At 67.8% G+C, this 18,724-nt stretch carries 16 protein-coding genes; 13 read left to right on the top strand and 3 right to left on the bottom strand.

All coding sequences use genetic code 11. The annotated features are described in order from the left end of the window. Positions 1-115 precede the first annotated feature (115 nt). The 4 genes from AC3WRI_RS06265 to AC3WRI_RS06280 all read left to right on the top strand — a co-directional run bounded on the left by AC3WRI_RS06265 (position 116) and on the right by AC3WRI_RS06280 (position 4,122). Positions 116-1,291, top strand: coding sequence for an alpha-hydroxy acid oxidase (locus AC3WRI_RS06265; protein WP_011617489.1), 1,176 nt, complete (start codon positions 116-118; stop codon positions 1,289-1,291). After that, on the top strand, positions 1,288-1,968 hold the full coding sequence (locus AC3WRI_RS06270; RefSeq protein ID WP_058696494.1) for an RraA family protein: 681 nt from the start codon (positions 1,288-1,290) through the stop codon (positions 1,966-1,968). Before AC3WRI_RS06265 ends, AC3WRI_RS06270 begins: the two co-directional genes overlap by 4 nt. Beyond that, entirely contained in the window at positions 1,965-3,047 is a 1,083-nt protein-coding gene (locus AC3WRI_RS06275) for a hydroxyacid dehydrogenase (protein WP_492292869.1), read from the top strand. The genes AC3WRI_RS06270 and AC3WRI_RS06275 overlap by 4 nt, the downstream gene beginning before the upstream one ends. 70 nt (positions 3,048-3,117) lie before the next feature. Beyond that, positions 3,118-4,122: a tripartite tricarboxylate transporter substrate binding protein gene (locus AC3WRI_RS06280; RefSeq protein WP_010810296.1), complete on the top strand. Its 1,005-nt coding sequence runs from the start codon at positions 3,118-3,120 to the stop codon at positions 4,120-4,122. A 517-nt stretch (positions 4,123-4,639) separates the two neighbouring features. Here AC3WRI_RS06280 and AC3WRI_RS06285 read toward each other — a convergent pair. Beyond that, positions 4,640-5,644 carry a tripartite tricarboxylate transporter substrate-binding protein gene (locus tag AC3WRI_RS06285; RefSeq protein ID WP_439671986.1) on the bottom strand — a complete coding sequence of 335 codons (1,005 nt, stop codon included), beginning with the start codon at positions 5,642-5,644 and terminating at the stop codon, positions 4,640-4,642. Between the two features lie 482 nt (positions 5,645-6,126). Between AC3WRI_RS06285 and AC3WRI_RS06290 the strand changes: the two genes are divergently transcribed. Genes AC3WRI_RS06290 through AC3WRI_RS06300 form a run of 3 tightly spaced genes read left to right on the top strand, consistent with a single transcriptional unit; the run spans position 6,127 to position 8,876 of the window. Beyond that, positions 6,127-7,122 carry a Bug family tripartite tricarboxylate transporter substrate binding protein gene (locus tag AC3WRI_RS06290; protein ID WP_454749669.1) on the top strand — a complete coding sequence of 332 codons (996 nt, stop codon included), beginning with the start codon at positions 6,127-6,129 and terminating at the stop codon, positions 7,120-7,122. 38 nt (positions 7,123-7,160) lie between these two features. Continuing rightward, a complete protein-coding gene (locus AC3WRI_RS06295; RefSeq protein WP_010810300.1) occupies positions 7,161-8,516 on the top strand; it encodes an acyclic terpene utilization AtuA family protein in 1,356 nt (451 codons plus the stop codon). Between the two features lie 9 nt (positions 8,517-8,525). Then, a complete protein-coding gene (locus AC3WRI_RS06300) occupies positions 8,526-8,876 on the top strand; it encodes an AtuA-related protein (RefSeq protein WP_010810301.1) in 351 nt (116 codons plus the stop codon). 17 nt (positions 8,877-8,893) lie between these two features. On the opposite strand, the gene AC3WRI_RS06305 is transcribed toward AC3WRI_RS06300, so the two are convergent. Both AC3WRI_RS06305 and AC3WRI_RS06310 read right to left on the bottom strand, forming a co-directional pair. Further along, positions 8,894-9,712 carry an IclR family transcriptional regulator gene (locus AC3WRI_RS06305; RefSeq protein WP_010810302.1) on the bottom strand — a complete coding sequence of 273 codons (819 nt, stop codon included), beginning with the start codon at positions 9,710-9,712 and terminating at the stop codon, positions 8,894-8,896. Positions 9,713-9,753: 41 nt separating this feature from the next. Continuing rightward, positions 9,754-10,947, bottom strand: a complete 1,194-nt coding sequence (locus AC3WRI_RS06310; protein ID WP_010810303.1) for an acyl-CoA dehydrogenase family protein — start codon at positions 10,945-10,947, stop codon at positions 9,754-9,756. Between the two features lie 227 nt (positions 10,948-11,174). Here AC3WRI_RS06310 and AC3WRI_RS06315 point away from each other — a divergent pair, with 227 nt between their 5' ends. From AC3WRI_RS06315 to AC3WRI_RS06340, 6 genes are read left to right on the top strand one after another with little or no spacing between them, the layout of a single operon-like run. Beyond that, positions 11,175-12,608 carry an FAD-binding oxidoreductase gene (locus AC3WRI_RS06315; protein ID WP_058696497.1) on the top strand — a complete coding sequence of 478 codons (1,434 nt, stop codon included), beginning with the start codon at positions 11,175-11,177 and terminating at the stop codon, positions 12,606-12,608. A 19-nt stretch (positions 12,609-12,627) separates the two neighbouring features. After that, positions 12,628-13,713, top strand: coding sequence for an ABC transporter substrate-binding protein (locus AC3WRI_RS06320; RefSeq protein WP_011617495.1), 1,086 nt, complete (start codon positions 12,628-12,630; stop codon positions 13,711-13,713). A 38-nt stretch (positions 13,714-13,751) separates the two neighbouring features. Continuing rightward, complete coding sequence (locus AC3WRI_RS06325; protein ID WP_011617496.1) at positions 13,752-14,843, top strand: ABC transporter ATP-binding protein; 1,092 nt, start codon at positions 13,752-13,754, stop codon at positions 14,841-14,843. Then, the gene (locus tag AC3WRI_RS06330; protein WP_011617497.1) at positions 14,840-16,609 is read left to right on the top strand and encodes an ABC transporter permease subunit; all 1,770 of its coding nucleotides are present in this window, start codon (positions 14,840-14,842) and stop codon (positions 16,607-16,609) included. Before AC3WRI_RS06325 ends, AC3WRI_RS06330 begins: the two co-directional genes overlap by 4 nt. Positions 16,610-16,620: 11 nt before the next feature. After that, positions 16,621-17,535 carry a 4-hydroxy-tetrahydrodipicolinate synthase gene (gene dapA, locus AC3WRI_RS06335; RefSeq protein WP_439669232.1) on the top strand — a complete coding sequence of 305 codons (915 nt, stop codon included), beginning with the start codon at positions 16,621-16,623 and terminating at the stop codon, positions 17,533-17,535. 13 nt (positions 17,536-17,548) lie between these two features. Then, complete coding sequence (locus AC3WRI_RS06340; RefSeq protein WP_010810309.1) at positions 17,549-18,706, top strand: alpha-hydroxy acid oxidase; 1,158 nt, start codon at positions 17,549-17,551, stop codon at positions 18,704-18,706. Positions 18,707-18,724: the final 18 nt, after the last annotated feature.

The raw sequence follows: 18,724 nt of genomic DNA on the forward strand, positions 1-18,724 counted from the left end.
TCATGCCCCTGCTGCAGAAAACGCCGCTGACCGCGCCACAGATGCCGTCGGCACCGCTTCCGCGCCGCGCGTGACGACTGCAAGCGCAAGCGGCGCAGGTACCTTGCGCCGCCAAGTGCTTTCGCTGAACGACCTTGAACCGCTCGCCCGCCGCCGCCTGCCCCGGCCGCTGTACGCCTACGTCAGCGGTGCGGTGGAGGACAGCGTCTCGCTGGCGGAGAATCGCCGCGCCTTCACCGAGATCGCGTTGCGGCCACGCGTGCTTGCCGGCGTGGCCACGCGCGAACTGGACTTCGAGCTGTTCGGCAGGCGCTATGCCGCCCCCTTCGGCGTTGCGCCCATGGGCATCGCCGCGTTGTTCGCTTACCGCGGCGATATCGTGCTCGCGCAGGCCGCGCAGCAGGCCGCGGTGCCGGCGATCATGAGCGGTTCATCGCTGATCCGGCTGGAAGAAGTGATGGCAGCCGCGCCCGGCACCTGGTTCCAGGCCTACCTGCCCGGCGACGTGGCGCAGATCGACGGGCTGTTGTCGCGCGTCGAGGCGGCAGGCGTATCGACGCTGGTGATCACCGTCGATACGCCCGTTGCGGGCAATCGCGAGAACAACGTGCGCGCCGGCTTCTCGACACCGCTGCGGCCAAGCCTGCGCTTGGCATGGCAAGGCATCACGCATCCGCGCTGGCTGCTCGGCACTTTTGCGCGCACGCTGCTGCGGCACGGCATGCCGCACTTCGAGAACGCCTATGCGCACCGCGGCGCGCCTATCCTGTCATCGCGCGTGCTGCGCGACTTCTCCGACCGCGCGCATTTCACCTGGACGCACCTTGAAGCCATCCGCCGGCGCTGGCAAGGCACGCTGGTGGTCAAGGGCATCCTGACCGCGGAAGACGCCTTGCTGGCGCGTCGGCACGGTGTGGACGGGGTCATCGTTTCGAACCACGGCGGCCGGCAACTCGACGGCGCCATCGCGCCGCTGCGCGTCCTGCCTGAGATCGTGCACGCCGTGCCCGACCTGCCGGTGATGCTCGACAGCGGCGTATGCCGCGGCACCGACGTAATCAAGGCGCTCGCGCTCGGCGCGCGTTGCGTCTTTGTCGGCCGGCCGTTCGCCTATGCGGCGACGGTCGGGTCCACCCCCGGCGTGGCGCACGCCATCGACTTGTTGCAGGCCGAGATCTCGCGCGATATGGCAATGCTCGGCCTGACCCGGCTGGCAGACATCGGCCCTGCCTGCATCCGGCCTGCCGCTTCACTACCCCACATGCCCCCTCACCCGGAGACTTATCGATGAGCACGCTTCACGGCTTTCGCATCCACCCCAAGCCGGCGCCGACTGTCAGCAACGCGCTGCTGGAACGCTACCGCAGCTTCCCGGTGGCCAATGTCAGCGACGCAATGTGCCGCACCGTCGGCACCACGCGGCTGCGGCCCTATCACCGGCGCGATGGCGTCATGGCCGGCCGCGCCCTCACCGTGCGCACGCGCCCGGGCGACAACCTGATGGTGCACAAGGCCCTCGACCTCTGCGGACCCGGCGATGTGATCGTCGTCGATGCCGGCGGCGCCGGTCCCAATGCCATCATCGGCGAGATCATGCTGGCGCTGGCGATCGCGCGCGGCGCAGCGGGCTTCGTCATCGACGGCCTGATCCGCGACAGCGATACGATCGGCAAGGAGACGTTGCCCGTGTATGCGCGCGGGGTCTCGCACCGCGGTCCTTACAAGGACGGTCCCGGCGAATTGCATGTGCCCGTCTGCATCGACGGCATGGTGGTGCGCCCCGGCGACCTGGTGCTGGGCGATGGCGACGGCCTGCTGGTCGTTGCGGCCGAGGATGCCGAGGAAATCGCCGCGCGCGTGGAGAACGTACAACGCACCGAAGCAGCGGTGCTCGAGTCGATCGCGCAAGGCCGCGCCGATCGGAGCTGGGTCGAGCGCACGCTGCGCGAAAAGGGGGTGGTCGTATGAACGCGCCCGTCCTGCTGATGCCTGCCGCCGGCACGGTGGTCCGTTTCGACCACTGGCTGGACGCAGCCTTTGACCGCATCATTACGGCCACGCCAGGCCTGACGCTGCACACCTGCGCCCGCGAAGGCGCCGACGCGGCCGCCTGGGACCGGCTGTCCGGCGCCCATGTCTACCAGATCTCGGCCGCCAAGGACGAGATCCCGCGCCGCTGGTTCGCCGACGCCGCGCTGCTGGCGCGCTGCCCGAACCTGCTGGCGGTGTCGTCCAGCGGCTCCGGCTGCGACACCATCGACATCGATGCCTGCACCGAGGCCGGCGTCGCGGTGCTCAACCAGGCCGGCGGCAACGCCGACTCGGTGGCGGAGATGACGCTGGGCCTGATGCTCGCGGTACTGCGCCGCATCGCCGAATCCGACCGCAGCCTGCGCGCGCACAACTGCGAGAGCCGTGAGGACCTGATGGGCCACGAACTGCGCGGCCGCACGCTCGGCCTGGTCGGCGTGGGCCACGCGGGCCGCCGCGTCGCCGCACTCGGCCGCGCCTTGGGCATGCGCGTGATCGGGTGCGACCCGGCGCTGGATGCGGCGGAGCTGTCCGCACGCGGCGCACAGGCCGTGTCCTTCGAGGAATTGCTGCGCAGTGCCGACATCGTCTCGCTGCATTGCCCGCGCGATGCCACCACGCTGCGCATGATGGATGGCGCCGCCTTTGCCGCGATGCGGCCGGGCAGCATCTTCGTCAGCACCGCGCGCGGCGGCATCCACGATGAGGGCGCGCTGCATGCGGCGCTGGCCAGCGGCCATCTTGCCGGCGCCGGTCTGGACGTGTGGGACCAGGAGCCGCCACCACGCGCCCACCCCTTGCTCGCGCTGGACAACGTCGTCGCCACCTTCCACACCGCTGGCGTTACTCACGAGGCACGGCGCAGGAACGCCGAACTGGCCGCCACTCAAATCGTCACGCTGCTGACCAGTGGCGAGCGGCCCGAGCGGCTGGTCAATCCCGAAGTCTGGCCGCAAGCGCGCCTGCGCATTGCGGCGGTGATGCAGGCTGCCGCCCTGTCATCGGTCACACCTTAGCCCGCAATTCCGCAGACTATTCTTTACACATAACACGCTGGCATACCAGACCGGCGAGGAGACACCAACCATGCACCCGACCCAAGACCAATGGCGCCGGCGCTTTCCCCTTCGCCTGGCCGGCGCGCTCGCGCTGGCCTGCGGCCTCGCCGCCGCGACCGGCGCACAGGCAGAGGCGCCCTATCCCAACCGCCCTATCCAGATGATCGTGGCCTACGGTCCCGGGGGCGGGACGGACCTGGTGGCACGGTTGCTGGCCCGCCACCTCGAGAAGCAACTCGGCGGCGCCACGGTGGTGGTGCAGAACAAGCCCGGCGCGGGCGGCGCCATCGGCTTCGCCGAACTGGCACGGTCCGCGCCGGACGGCTACACCATCGGCTTTATCAATACGCCGAACCTGCTGACCATTCCCATCGAGCGCAAGACCACCTTCACCTGGCGCAGCTTCGACCTGATCGGCAACCTGGTCGACGATCCGGGCGGCTTCACGGTGCACAACAGCAACGGCATCGACTCGCTGGCCGCGCTGATCCGCCATGCCAAGGCGCATCCGGGGGAGGTGTCAGTCGGCACCACCGGCGTCGGCTCGGACGACCACCTCGCCATGCTGCTGTTCGAGAGGGCCGCGGGCGTCAAGCTCACCCATGTCGGCTACAAGGGCGCAGGCGACGTGCGTGCGGCGCTGGTCGGGCAGCAGCTCACCATCGGGGCCATTAACGTGGGCGAAGCGCTGCAGTACCAGAAAGGCGGCTCGCCGATCAAGTTCCTTGGCCAAATGGGCGCAACACGGGCAACGCTGGCCCCGAACGTGCCCACCTTCCGCGAACAGGGCTTCGACATTGAGCTGGCTTCGCTGCGCGGCCTGGCGGCGCCCAAGGGCCTGCCTGAGCCGGTCAGGAAGAAACTGGTGGAGGCGATGGCGCGCGTGGTCGCGGATCCGCAGTTCCGCCAGCAGGCCGAAGCGATGTATGCGCCGTTGCACTATCTGGCGCCGGCCGCCTACAGCGCGGAGCTGGAGCGCGGGGAGACGGGCTTCCGTCAGCTGTGGAAAGAGATGCCGTGGCAGGAGAACTGAGCTTTGCTGCAAACGCTGGGGGTTCCTCGCCGATCAGGTTCTCCGCCGGAATCTCCAGGCTACGACTGGCTGCCCGAGCAAGGCGCCGAGCTTGTTCGACACGATGCGCGCCACCACGTCGGTGCTGCCGCCGGCGGCGAAGCGTACGACCAGGCGGACGGGATGGTCAGGATAAGCAGCCTAGGCGTGCGCGCTGAACGAAATGAGCGCACCGATCCCTACTTGAGCAAGCAAGCGTTTCATGTCTCTTCCACGAAGATAGTTTTGATTGGGTGGCGCATTGCGCGTCGACACCCTTTGAAACGATGGTAGCGAGCAACCGTGGCGACGGTGAAATAGAAAATTCCGCTGCTGCTATCAAGGGGCGGCATGCCTGGGGCTTCTACTGCGGTGTTAACCCGAAGCTTGCTCCGCGGGCGCCGCGTAAGCGCAAGTACGCCGCGCAGCCATCGTCGCGCGGCGTACATTCAGGGTGCAACGGAACGCAAGCGCTGGCGCGCTTGCCGCCTGCAGGATGTCAGTCGGCCTCCACCTTCATCGTCTTCAGCAGCGGCTGCCACTTGTCGCTTTCCGCCTTGAGCCAGGTGCGCAGCCCTTCCGGCGTCTGCTTGTCTACCGGCACAACCTCCGCACCCAGGTCGTCAAGCCGCTTGGCCACGGCGGGATCCTTCAGTGCCTGCTGCAGCGCCCTGGTCAGCCTGGCAGTGACCTCGGGCGGCGTGCCCTTGGGCGCATAGATCCCGTGCCACACCTTCATCGAGAAGCCCTTCAGGCCGCCTTCCTGCAGCGTCGGCGCATTGGGCAGTGCCTTGATGCGGCTAGGCGTCGTCACGCCATACAGCTTGACGCGGTTGGCGTTGATATGCGGCAGCGTCGAGGTGGTCTGGTCGCACAGCAGGTCCACCTGCCCGCCCAGCAAGGCCGTCAGCGCGGGGCCGGTGCCCTGGTAGGGAATGGAAGTCATCTTGACCTTGACTGCCTCCTCGAACAGCAGGCCGCATAGCTGCGAAACCGCGCCAAGGCCGGCATTGGCCAGCGAGACCTTCTCCTTGTTCTGCGAGACATACTTGATCAGCTCCGCCGCGTTGGCCGGCGGCAGGTCCTTGCGGCCCAGCAGCGTCATCGGCACATCCGCCACCTGCCCGATGTACTCGAAGTCCTTCATCGGACTGTAGGAGAGCTTCTTGTACAGCGCCGGCGCCGTCGCCATGCCATTGTGGTGGATCAGGATGGTGTAGCCGTCGGGCTGCGCCCGCGCCACGAATGCGGCCGCCACCGTGCCGCCGGCGCCGAGCTTGTTCTCCACGACAACGCTCTGTCCCAGATCCTTCGACATGGCCTGGCCAAGGGCCCGCGACACCACATCGGTCGGGCCGCCGGCCGAGAACGGCACCACCAGCGTGATGGGCTTGGACGGATAGGCATCCGCTGCCAGCGCCCCCGCGGAAAACGCCAGTCCAAGCGCTCCGCACGTGATCCACTTCATACCGGCCAGCGTGGCCTTGCCCGCTTGAACGCACATATCACCGTCTCCATGTCGCCGGCACGCTGACTGTGTCGCGCCGATCGGTTTATCAAACAGCGCTAGAGTGCGGGATAGCGGCACCGGAGGACAATCCGGATTTATCGAACGGGCCATACGGCCAGGCCGAACGCACGCCAGCCGACCACCCGGTCGGGAACTTCTGCCCGAAGTCGCAGGTCTCCCGGGCCAGCATGGCGATGGACGACACAAGCTTGCTGCGCTGGTCACTCTTGCAGATGGCGGCATCCGCCCGCCACCATGGCGCATCTTCCGGCGCAGGTCGAGGCTTCATGTTCAGCTCTCCATCGCCACGCGCCCACGGCACTGGTCCGCTTGAAATCGCCTGAAATTTTCAACCAATGAAAATATATGGCATTCGTTTGACGCTCGTTCGCTCCCCTCCCTAAGATCTCCCGCACAGAGTTTCCCTCAACGAAACCAGATGCGCGCGCACCGCCTCGCGCCCAGGAGACAACCCGATGCAGCGTCATTCCCGCCCGCGGCGTGCCATAGTTGCGGCGCTCGCCACCCTGCCTGCCTTGTGCGCCTGGTCCGCACCGGCCTGCGCGGCAGAGGCATTTCCTTCGCGTCCGATCCGGCTGGTGGTGCCCTTCACGCCCGGCGGCACCACTGACATCCTGGCGCGCCTGGTTGCGCAGAAGGCCGGCGAGGCGCTGGGCCAGCAGATCGTGGTCGACAACCGTCCGGGCGCGGGCGGCAACATCGGCGCTGAGGCCGTGGCGCGCAGTGCGGCTGACGGCTATACGCTGCTGATGGGCACGTTGGGCACGCAGGTGACCAACCAGTTCATTTACCCGCGCATGCCGTACGACAGCACCCGGGACTTCGTGCCCGTGACGCTGGTCGCCAATTCCCCCAACGTGCTGCTTGTCAACAGCACGCTGAACGCAAGGTCGGTGGGCGAACTGGTGACGCTGGCCAGGCGCGAGCCGGGCAAGATCAACTATGCCTCGACCAGCACCGGCGGGTCGCCCCACCTGTCAGGCGAGTTGCTGAACATGATGGCGGGCGTCAGCATGCAGCACGTGCCGTACAAAGGGGCCGCCCCCGCCATGACGGACCTGCTCGCGGGCCAGGTCAACCTGATGTTCGACAACCTGCCGTCCGCGCTCGCACAGATCCAGGCTGGCAAGGTGACGGCGCTGGCGGTCACCAGTGCCAGGCGGGCCTCGGTGCTGCCTTCCGTGCCGACCGTGCGCGAGTCGGGGCTGCCGGGCTATGAAGTCAATTCCTGGTTCGGGCTGCTCGCGCCGGCCGGCACGCCGCCCGAGCGCGTGCGCCGGCTCCAGCAGGCGGTGGACAAGGTGCTGGCCACGCCCGACGTGCGCAAGCGCATCGAACAGCTTGGCGCCGAGCCGGGCGGCGAAGGCTCCGCCGCGTTCGCGGCGCAGATCAGGAGCGATACGGAAAAATGGTCGCGCGTGATCCAGACCGCCGGCATCAAGCCGCAATGACGCGGCTGGGCAGCGCCAACCCCTGATACAGGACAATCATGACCAAGACCAACACCCTTCGCATCGGCTCGGGATCGGGCTGGTGGGGCGACCGCGTCGAGCCGGCCGAGCGTTCGGCGCGCCTGGGCAAGCTCGACTACCTGTGCTTCGAGACCATGGCCGAGGCCACGGTATCCGCCGCGCAGGTGCGCAAGCGGCGCGACCCGGCCTTCGCCGGCTACGACACCTATCTCGACGAACGCATGCGCGCAGTGCTGCCCCCGTGCATCGCCAATGGCACGCGCATCATCAGCAACCAGGGCTGGATTCATCCGCTCGGCGCGGCCCGGCGCGTGGCCGAGCTCTGCGAGGAACTGGGCCTGCCCGGCGTCAGAATCGCCGCGGTCACCACCACGGACCTGACCGGGAGCATCTGCGAGCTGGATCTCACCCTGCTGGAAAGCGGCGCACCGGTTTCCTCGCTGCGTGAAACCCTGATCAGCGCCGAACCATACGAAGGCGCCGAACCGATCGTCGCCGCATTGCGCGCGGGCGCGCAGATCGTGATCACCGGGCGCGTGGCCGACCCGTCGCTGTTCCTCGCGCCGATGATCCATCATTTCGGCTGGTCGCCGGACGACGTGACTCGGCTTGCGCGCGGCAGCGCCATCGGCCATCTGCTCGAGTGCGGCGCGCAGGTGACGGGGGGATATTTCGGCGACCCCGGCTACAAGGATGTGCCGGAACCATGGAACCTGGCCTTCCCGATCGCCGAGGTGGAGGCCGACGGCAGCGCCGTGATCGGCAAGGTGGATGGCAGCGGCGGACGCATCGACCAGCAGACCGTCAAGGAGCAGATGTTCTATGAGGTCCACGACCCGCGCCGCTACATCACGCCGGACGTGGTGGTCGACTTCTCGACCGCGGTGCTCGAACAGGTAGGGCCGGACCGCGTGCGTATCAGCGGTGTGAGCGGGCAGCCGCGCACCGATACGCTCAAGGTGTCGCTGGGCTGCACCGAAGGGCATATCGGTGAAGACATGTTCTTCTACGCGGGGCCGGGTTGCCTGGAAAAGGCCAGGCTGGCCAAACGCATCCTCGAAGCGCGCTTTGCCATGGCAAGGTTGCAGGCGGATGAGGTGCGCATCGACTTCCTCGGCGTCAACGCCGTGCACGGCGCGGCCTCGCCCGAACCTGTCTGCGAGCCCAACGAAATCGCGGTCCGCGTCGCCGCGCGCACCCGCACGCGCGACGAAGCCGCCAAGGTTGGCCGCGAGATCGACGGCATGGCGGTCTGCGGCCTGGCCTCCACCGGCAAGCGCGTGCCGCACCAGGAGCGCACGCGCGAGATCATCGGCGTCTGGTCGGCACTGGTGCCGCGCGCGTTGATCACCTCCCAGGTCCACTATCTCTGAGGATTCGCCATGCGTGTACCACTGCGACGTCTCGCACACAGCCGCTCCGGCGACAAGGGCAATACTTCGAACACGGCGGTCATCGCCTACGCGCCGGAGTTCTACCCGCATATCAAGGCACAGCTGACGGCACCCGCGTTCAAGGCGCTGTACGGCACGCTGATCACAGGCGCGGTCACGCGCCATGAAGTGGATGGACTGCAGGTGCTCAACTTCGTCGCGGAGGGCGCGCTCGGCGGCGGTGTGTCGCGCAGCCTCGCGATCGACAACTACGGCAAGGCGCTGGCCAGTGCCGTGCTGCGTTTCGAAGTCGAGATACCTGACGCGCTGGCCGGCCTGCTGCGCGGGCCGGCGTCATAGGCTCGCCGGGGTAGGCGTCAGCCACCGCCGGACTGGCGCCCCCTGGCACGCCGGCCGTCGGTGCATGCGTCGGCCCGCGGCGGTATCACGGTGCGCGTCCAGGCGCTGGTGATGCGTCGCGCCTCTTGCTTGAGCTTGCGTGCCAGCGCGGCCTCGCGCGAGCGGATACGCGCGCTCGTCGCCGCCACGCTCAAGGCACCGATCGGCCGGCCCTCATAGTCGAGAATCGGCACCGCAATGCCGCCCATGCCGTCGACCACCCAATCGAGAAACAGCACATGCCCGCGCGCCCGGGCTGCCTCGATTTCCGCGGCGATGCACGCGGCATCGAGCCGCGGGTGCTTGCCAAGCTTGCGCGTGGTCTGCTGCAGCCGGCGCGCGCGCTCGGGCGCGGGCAGCCATGCCAGCACCGCCAGGCTGCCGGCGCCCACGCCGAGCGGCCGGCGCGTGCCGACCGTCACGTAGTTCGCCCGTATCGCATACGTGCCGGGTTCCAGGTCGGTGCACACCGCCTCGCCACGGCTGGCCTCGGTCAGCACGGCGGTATCCTCGAACGCCTCCACCAGCCGTTCCAGCGCCGGACGCGCCAGCTTGCGCAAGTCCACGCGCCGCTGCGCCACGTCTGCCAGCTGGAAGATCTCGGGCCCGATGCCGTAGCGGCGCGCCTGGTCGCGCGTGGCGAACCCCTCCTGCACCAGCAGGTCGAGCATGCGCGAAGCCGTGGCCGGATCGAGCCCGGTGGCGCGCGCCACGTCGCTCATGCGGCGCACTTCCGGATCGGACAGCGCGCGCAGCACGGCCAGGGCGCGCTGGATCGGGGATGGGCGCGATGGCACCTGCCGGGCCCCCTCAGGCAGGCCCGGCGCCAGGGCGGCGCTCAACCATGATGCGATGCTGCCAGGGTATCGCGCTTGATCTTCTTTGCCAGCGACCACTTGTGGACTTCGGTCGGGCCGTCGTAGATGCGAAACGCACGCACTTCACGGAAGACCTGTTCGACAATGGTGTCGCGCGACACGCCCATGCCGCCGAGGATCTGCACGCAGCGGTCGGCCACGCGGAACAAGGCATCGGACACGGCCACCTTGGCCATCGAACTCTCGGCCGTACCCAGGGAACCGCCGTCGAGCACCCCGGCGCACCAGTCGATCATCAGTGCGGCCTGCTGCAGGTCGATCAGGTTCTCGGCGAGCATGAAGCCCACGCCCTCGTGGTCGATCAGCAGCTTGCCGAAAGCCTTGCGCGTGGTGGCGTAGGCGCGCGCGATCTCGTCGGCACGCGCCACACCCCCGAACCAGCGCATGCAATGCGACAGCCGCGCCGGCGACAAGCGAACCTGCGCATAACGGAAGCCCTCGTCCACCTCGCCCAGCACCTGGTCCTGCGGCACGCGCAGGCCGTCGATCAGGACCTGCGCATGTCCGCCCGGCATGGAACTGTCGATGGTGTCAAGCAGGCGTTCGATGCGGATCGCCGGATGCGGCAGGTCGACCAGGAACATGGTGGCCTGCGCGCGCTCACCATCGCCGGTGCGCGCCATCAGGATGCCGGCGCTGGCCCCTTCGGCTCCGGTGATGAACTTCTTGCGGCCGCGGATCACCCATTCGTCGCCGTCCCTGACCGCGGTGGTCTGGAGCATCGACGGATCGGAACCGGCCCCGCCTTCTTCCGCCGGTTCGGTCATGAAGAATGCGGAGCGGGCCTCGCCGCTGACCAGCGGTGCAAGGAAGCGCTGCTGCTGTGCCTCCGTGGCGACCTTGCCCAGCAGGAACATATTCCCCTCGTCCGGGGCCATGGTGTTGACCGCGACCGGCCCGAGGGGCGACAAGCCCGAGCGCTTGAGCACGGCCGCGGTTTCGAGCTGGGTCAGGTGAGAGCCGTCGGGCAGGATATGTGGCGTCATGACGCCGGCCGCGCGCGCCAGGTCGCGAAGCTCGGCGACCAGCCCGGCCGTCGGGCCATGGGCTTCGCAGCGCACGTCGCGCTCATAGGGCACCACGACGTCGCGGACAAAGCGCTCGACGCGATCGGCAATGACACGGCTTCTTTCTGTGGGACAGGCGGTGAACATGGTGAGCCTCGTTGTCAGGACAGGATCAGATTGTAGGGCGGCACGCCGCCGGGCCGCTGTCACGGAAGGCCGTTCGCACAAGGAACCCCCGACATCTGGTCTGCAGCCCTTTGCCTGTCGAGCGACAAAGTAATCGCATTGCGATTACTAGTATGTGGATTTCACCTATACATATGCTCATGACAATCGACTAGTATGGCTTCAATCGAGCACGAGGGCACAAGGCGATGTCACTTGTATTGAAGCTGAAAGACCTGTTGGGACCCGATGCGGTTCTCACCGAACCCGCGGACGTAGCCGCCTACATCGAGGACTGGCGCGGCCGTTATAAGGGCCCGGCGCTGTGCGTGGTGCTGCCGGCCTCCACCGCGCAAGTCGCCGCGGTGGTGCAGGCCGCGGTCCAGGCCAGCGTGCCCGTGCTGCCGCAAGGCGGCAATACCAGCCTGTGCGGCGGCGCGGTGCCGGCCCCGGACGGCACGCCGCCCATCGTCATCAGCCTGGCACGCATGCGGCGCATCCGCGCCATCGATGCGGCCAACAACTCGATGGAAGTCGAGGCAGGCTGCGTGCTGGCCGCGATCCAGCAGGCGGCGGCGGAACAGGGGCGCCTCTATCCCGTGAGCCTGGGCGCCGAAGGCTCCTGCCAGATCGGCGGCAATATCGCCACCAATGCGGGCGGCACCGGCGTGCTGCGCTATGGCAACACCCGCGACAACGTGCTCGGCCTTGAAGTGGTCCTGCCCGACGGCCAGGTCTGGAACGGCCTGTACCGCTTGCGCAAGAACAACACCGGCCTCGATCTCAAGCACCTGTTTATCGGCTCCGAAGGCACGCTGGGCGTGATCACCGCCGCCACGCTCAAGCTGCACCCGCTGCCCACCGCGCACGCCATGGCGTGGCTGGCGGTGAGCACGCCGCAGGCGGCGCTGGAGATGCTGGGACGCTTCCAGCAGCGCTGTGGCGCCACCCTGTCCGCGTTTGAAATGCTCAATGACGTGCAGTTGCAGATCGTGCTCGATCACGTGCCCGGCCGCCGTGCGCCGTTGCCTGCCAGCCATCCCTGGCACGTGCTGGTGGAACTTGCCGACACCGGCCGGCGCGAGCTGCTCGACGAGGTGCTGCAGGAAGTGCTGGAGCAAGGCGTGGCCGAAGGCCTGGTCGACGATGCCGTGGTGGCCGCCAGCGGCGCGCAGCGCGAAGCCATGTGGCAGGTGCGGCATAGCGTCTCCGAAGGCAACAAGAAGGCGGGCCTGGGCCTGAACACCGATTGCGCCGTGCCGGTCTCGGCGGTGCCGCAGTTCATTGAGCGCGCCACCGCGGCGGCGCATGCGGTCCTGCCGGACTTGCCGATCATCGTCGTGGCCCACCTGGGCGATGGCAACGTCCACTTCATCCCGCTGGTGCCTTTCCCGCAGTGGCAAGCGCTGCCAGAGCGCGATGCCGTGGCCGCCCGCATCAAGCACGCCATCGACCAGGTGGCCTACGAACTGGGCGGCACCTTCAGCGCGGAACATGGCATCGGCCAGGTCCTGACCGAGGAAATGGCGCAGTTCAAGCCGGCGGTCGAGATCGCCATGATGCACGGCATCAAGCGCATGCTCGACCCGCGCGACCTGTTCAACCCCGGCCGGCTGCTGCCGTCCCCACCTTCCCAGCAATAACGGCAATCAAGGAGCTCGCATGAACGACCACAGCCCCATCAACTCTTCTCGCCGGCGTGCCCTCAAGGTCGCCGCTGCCGGCCTTGGCACGCTTGCCGCGCCCGCAGTGCTGCAATATGCGCGCGCGCAGTCCAAGCGCATCGTGGTGCGCGACGACGGCGGCATCTACACCAAGGCCTACAGCGCGGTGTACTACAAGCCGTTCACCGAGAAGACCGGCATCGAGGTCGTGGGCGTGCAGGCCAACGCCGAACCGGTGGCGCAGATCCGCAGCATGGTCGAGACCAGGAACTACACCTGGGACATGGCCAAGATCAGCCAGCCGGCCATCCTGCTGCTGACGCAGGGCGGCAAGGTCTACCTGGAGAAGCACGGCCTGGAGGGCGACGCCACCATCAAGACCATTCCGGCGCATTTCATGTCGCCCTACGGCGTGGGCACCAACGTCTACAGCACGGTCCTGGCCTATCGCACCGACGCCTTCAAGGGCCGCAAGGCACCGTCGTCGTGGGCCGACTTCTGGAACGTCAAGGACTTCCCCGGCCGCCGCGCCCTGCGCAAGCACCCGTTCGACACGCTGGAAGAGTCGCTGATGGCCGCCGGCACGGCGACCTCCGCGCTCTATCCGCTCAATATCGACCAGGCCATCGCCAACCTGGAGAAGATCAAGGCCAACGTTGACGTGTGGTGGAACTCCGGCGCCCAGGTAGAGCAGATGCTCAAGTCCGGCGAGGTCGACATGGTGGCCACCTGGGTGTCGCGCGCACAGAGCGCGGCCGCCTCCGGTGCCCAGGTCGGCATCGTCTGGAACCAGAACCTGTGGGGCGTGGACAACTGGTCCATCCTGGCCGGCACGCCGAATGCGCAAGCCTGCCGCGAATTCATCAAGTTCGCGTCCGACCCCAAGCGCATGGCCTCGCTGGTGGAGTACTTCCCGGCAGGCGTGACCCAGCCGGATGCCTTCAAGTACATCAAGCCCGAGGTTGCGAAGAACTGCCCGACCCACCCCGACAACATCAAGTCGGGCGTGCAGATCAACGCCAAGTACTGGCTCGATAACCAGGCCGCGGTGATGGAGAAGTTCAACGGCTGGATCCTCAAGTGATCTGAACCTCTTCACCAGACACCACAAGCAACGACACGATGCCGAATTCCAAACTCAAGATTTCCGGGCTGACCAAGCGTTATGGCGACTTCGTCGCGCTGGCCCCGACCGACCTTGAAGTGGCCGAGGGGGAATTCCTTACCCTCCTGGGCCCTTCGGGCTCGGGCAAGACCACGCTGCTCAGCCTGATCGCCGGGCTGGCCGTGCCGGACGGCGGCCAGCTGCTGATCAATGGCAAGGACGTGACCTTTGGCGCCCCCTACGAGCGCGATATCGGCATGGTGTTCCAGAACTACGCGCTGTTCCCGCACATGACGATCGCGGAGAACATCGCCTTCCCGCTGAAGATGCGCCGGGTCGACGCGGCCACGGCCAGGCGCCAGGCACTGGAAGCACTGGAAATGGTCCGCCTGCCCCACGTCGCGGCGCGCTTCCCGAAGGAACTCTCGGGCGGCCAGCAGCAGCGCATCGCGCTGGCCCGCTGCCTGGTCTACAAGCCATCGATCATCCTGATGGATGAACCGCTGGGCGCCCTGGACAAGAAGCTGCGCGACCACATGCAGCTGGAGATCAAGCGCATCCACCGCGAGCTGGGCACCACCATCGTCTATGTCACCCACGACCAGGAAGAGGCGATGACGATGTCTGACCGCATCTGCCTGATGAACGGCGGCAAGATCGAGCAGCTTGGCACGCCGTCGGACCTGTACTTCCGCCCGCGCACGCTGTTCGTGGCCGACTTCCTGGGCGAATCGAACCTGTTCGAGGGCACCGTCACGGAAGTGCGCGGCGACCACGTGGAGGTGGCGCTGGCACAGGGCGGCGCCGTCGCCCACGCGGTCACCAATGCGCCGGTGGCCGCCGGGGGCAAGGTGCGGGTCATGGTGCGGCCGCAGAACATCGCCATGGCCAACGGCGTCACCGCCGCCAATGCGGTCAGCGGCAAAGTGCTTGACAGCATGATCACCGGCAGCCTGACCAAGCTGTACGTGGAATCCGATGCCGCCGGCCAGGCCCCGGTGGTGCTGTCCTACCCCACCTCGATGGGCGCTTCCCGGCATGCGGTCGGGCAGCAAGTCACGCTTACCTGGCAGCGCAGCGACGCTGTCGCCGTCCCGGATTCGCTATGACCGCCGTCGCCCTGCAACGCCGACCCCTACCCTGGCTGCGGCCCGCCTTGCTGGCCGCGCCGCTGGTGCTCCTGTTCGTGGTGCTGCTGGTCTACCCGGTCGGCCAGCTGCTGCTGCTGAGCGTCTACAGCGACGGTGCCTTCACGCTGGCCAAGTACCGCCAGCTGTTTGCGTCATCGGTCTACGTCGACGTGATGCTGATCACGCTGAAGATCTCGCTCTGGACCACGCTGCTCTCCGTGGTCGCCGGTTATCCGGTGGCCTACCTGATCTCCTCGCTGTCAAAGGACAGGAAGGCAAAGTGGCTGTTCTGGGTACTGCTGTCGTTCTGGACCAGCTTCCTGGTGCGCGCCTTTGCCTGGATCGTGATGCTGGGCCGCAACGGCGTGGTCAACCAGTTGCTGAGCGCCGCCGGCATCCAGGATGCGCCTTCCAACCTGCTGTACAGCCTCGGCGCCGTGCTGGTGGCGATGGTGCACGCGCTGATGCCGCTGGCGGTGCTGACCATGCTGTCGGTGATGGAGAACATCGACCGCAACCTCCCGCGCGCGGCGCTTACGCTTGGGGCACGGCCTGGCACGGCGTTCTGGCGCGTCTACTTCCCGCTCTCGATGCCGGGCGTGGCGGCCGGCGCCATCATGGTGTTCGTCACCGCCGTCGGCTTCTTTATCGTGCCCGCGCTGCTGGGCGGACGCAAAGAGATCATGGTCGCCCAGCTGATCATCGACCAGGTGCAGCAGACCATGAACTGGGGTTTCGCCGGCTCGATCTCGGTGTTGCTGCTGCTGGTCGTGCTGGCGGTGTTCGCCCTGTATGACAAGGTGCTCGGGCTCTCGTCGATGGCAGGCGGAGCGGAGCAACGCACCCGCTCCGCCGCCGCGCACGATGGCGTGCTGCATCGGCTCGGTGACAGCGTGCTGGGCGCACTGGGAGCGGTCAGCGACAAGCTGCTGGCACTGGTGCCGCGCGGCCGGCGCGAGCCGCAGCCGGGCGACTCGCTGCCGCTGCGCACGATCGTGCTGATGGTGCTGCTGTTCCTGAGCGTGCCGGCGCTGCTGATGATCCCGCTGTCGTTCGCCGACAAGTCGGGGCTGAACTGGCCGCCGCGCGGCTTCACGCTGCAGCACTACCAGGACATGCTCGCCTCGCCGCTGTGGATGCAGGCCGGGCTGCGCTCGCTGCTGGTCGGCCTTGGCGCCGCGGTGCTGGCGCTGCTGGTCGGCACGCCGGTGGCGTTCCTGCTGGCGCGCTCGCAGATGCGGGGCAAGTCGCTGCTGCTGGCGTTCGTGCTGTCGCCGATCATCATCCCGCGCATGATCATCGCGGTGGGGATGTTCTACTTCTTCGCCAGGGTCGGGCTGGTCGGCACCTCGCTCGGCCTGATGATCGGCCACACCGTCATTGCCGTGCCCTACGTCGTCATGACGATGATGGCGGTGCTGCGCAACTACGACACGCGGCTCGACCTGGCGGCGCAAAGCCTGGGCGCCAGGCCCTGGCAGACGCTGCGCTACGTGACGCTGCCGATCCTCGCCGCCGGCCTGTTCTCGTCCTTCCTGTTCGCCTTCGCCACCTCGTTCGATGAGCTGACGATCGCCCTGTTTGCCTCTGGCGGACTGAGCGCCACCCTGCCCAAGCAGTTCTGGGACGAGGTGACGCTGCAGCTTTCACCGGTGATTGCCGCGGTGTCTACCTGCCTGTTCGTCTTCGTTACCCTCCTGATCACCTGCGCCGAGCGCTTGCGCCGCAAGAGCGCCGGGCGCTGAGAACCTTATCCATGAACAACAAGCTTACCGCCGCCGACCTGCGCGGCATCTTCCCCGCCATCCCGACGCCCGTGACGGCCGACGACAGGATCGACCAGGACGCCACGCGCAAGCTGATGGCCTACCTGCTGGCCAACGGCGTTGCCGGCGTGGTGCCGCTGGGCGGCACCGGCGAATACGGTGCCCTGTCGCGCGAGGAGCGCGTCCGCATGGCAGCCCTTTGTGTCGAAGCAGCGGCTGGCCAGGTTCCCGTCATTCCCGGCGTGCTCGACCCGGGGTTCCACGATGCGCTGGATGCGGGCAAGGCCTTTGCCGGCGTCGGCGCCTCTGCCCTGATGGTGCTGACGCCCTATTACACCTCGCCGACCCAGCAAGGCATCCGCGACTACTTCCTGCGCTATGCCGACGCCTCGCCGGTGCCGGTCATGATCTACGAGATCCCCTACCGCACGCGGATCGCGATCGCGCCGGAGGTGCTGCACGAGCTGTCGCGCCACGAAAACATCATCGGCATGAAAGCCTGCAACACCGACATGTACCACTTCCTCAAGGTGGTGGCGGGTGTCGACGACAGCTTCAGCGTGTTCAGCGGCGAGGACAGCCTGTTCCCGCTGCACATGGCGGCGGGTGCCAGGGGTGGCGTGGTCGTGACCGCCTCCGTGCTGCCGCGCACCTGGCGCGCCATCTATGAGCTCGGCGTGGCCGGCAATACCGCGCAAGCGGTACGCCTGCACCGCCAGCTGATTCCGTTGCTGGACCTGGCCTTCTCCGAAACCAATCCTGGGCCGCTGAAATCCGTGCTCGACCTGGTGGGCGTGACCGCGCCTAAGGTGCTGGCACCGCTGGTAGCGCCGGCACCCGGGCTGCAGGCACAGCTGCGTGCCGAACTGACGCAGCGGCTGCAAGCCGAGGCCGCCCTCGCCTGAGGCGCCGACGATCATGCTGCCGGCCATCAAGGACTATCGGGACCTGGCGCGGCGCCGGCTGTCGCGCTTCGCCTTCGACTATCTGGAGGGAGGCGCGGAGGACGGGCGCACGCTGGCACGCAACCTGGCCGCATACCAGGCACTGCTGTTCCGGCCGCGCGTGCTGCGCGACGTCACGGAGACCGATCCCGGCATGGAGATCTTCGGCCGCAAGTACCGCCTGCCGTTGCTGGTGGGCCCCACGGGGCTGAACGGACTGTACTGGCCGAAGGCCGAAGAGGCGCTGGCACGGGCCGCACACGCTGAAGGACTGCCCTTCGTGATGTCGACTGCATCGACCTCGCTGATCGAAGACGTGCGCGCAGCCAGCGACGGCGACCTGTGGCTGCAGCTCTACGTGCAGCGCGACCGCGCCATCGCCGAGAGCATGATGGCGCGCGCACGCGCCGCCGGCTTCAGCACGCTGATGCTGACCGTCGACACCATGGTGCACGGCAAGCGCGACCATGACATCCGCAACGGCTTTCGCATGCCGGTGCCGTGGACGCCGCGGCTGCTGGCCGACCTCGCGGCACATCCGCGGTGGTGCCTGCGCATGCTGCGCCAGGGCGGCTCGCCGCAGCTGGTCAACCTGGCCCGCAGCAGCGGGATGGCCAACGACCTGAAGGCGCAGGCGGCGGGATTGAGCCGGCAGATGGACATGTCGCTGTGCTGGGACGACATCGCCTGGCTGCGCCGGCACTGGCACGGGCCCGTCATCATCAAGGGTATCCTTACGCCGGCCGACGCGGAAATCGCCGCCCGCCAGGGCCTGGATGGCATCGTGGTCAGCAACCACGGCGGCCGCCAGCTGGAAGGCGCGCCCAGCGCGGTCGAGATGCTGCCCGCCATCGTCGCGGCGGCGGGCGGGATGCACGTATTCGTCGATGGCGGCGTGCGCCGCGGCGCCGACATCGCCAAGGCGCTGGCAATGGGCGCCCGCGGCGTGCTGGTGGGGCGCGCACCGCTGTACGGGCTGGCGGCGCGCGGTCCCCGCGGCGTGGCGGAAGTCCTGGCCATCCTGCGTGGAGAATTCGAGACCACGCTGCGGCTGCTCGGCGTTCCGCAGGCAGCCAGGCTGGACGCTGCCGCGCTCTCGGACGACCATGCCGCGCGGCTGGCCGCACTGTAAGCCATGAAAACAATGACA

This window comes from Cupriavidus sp. FW305-27 (genome assembly GCF_058787995.1).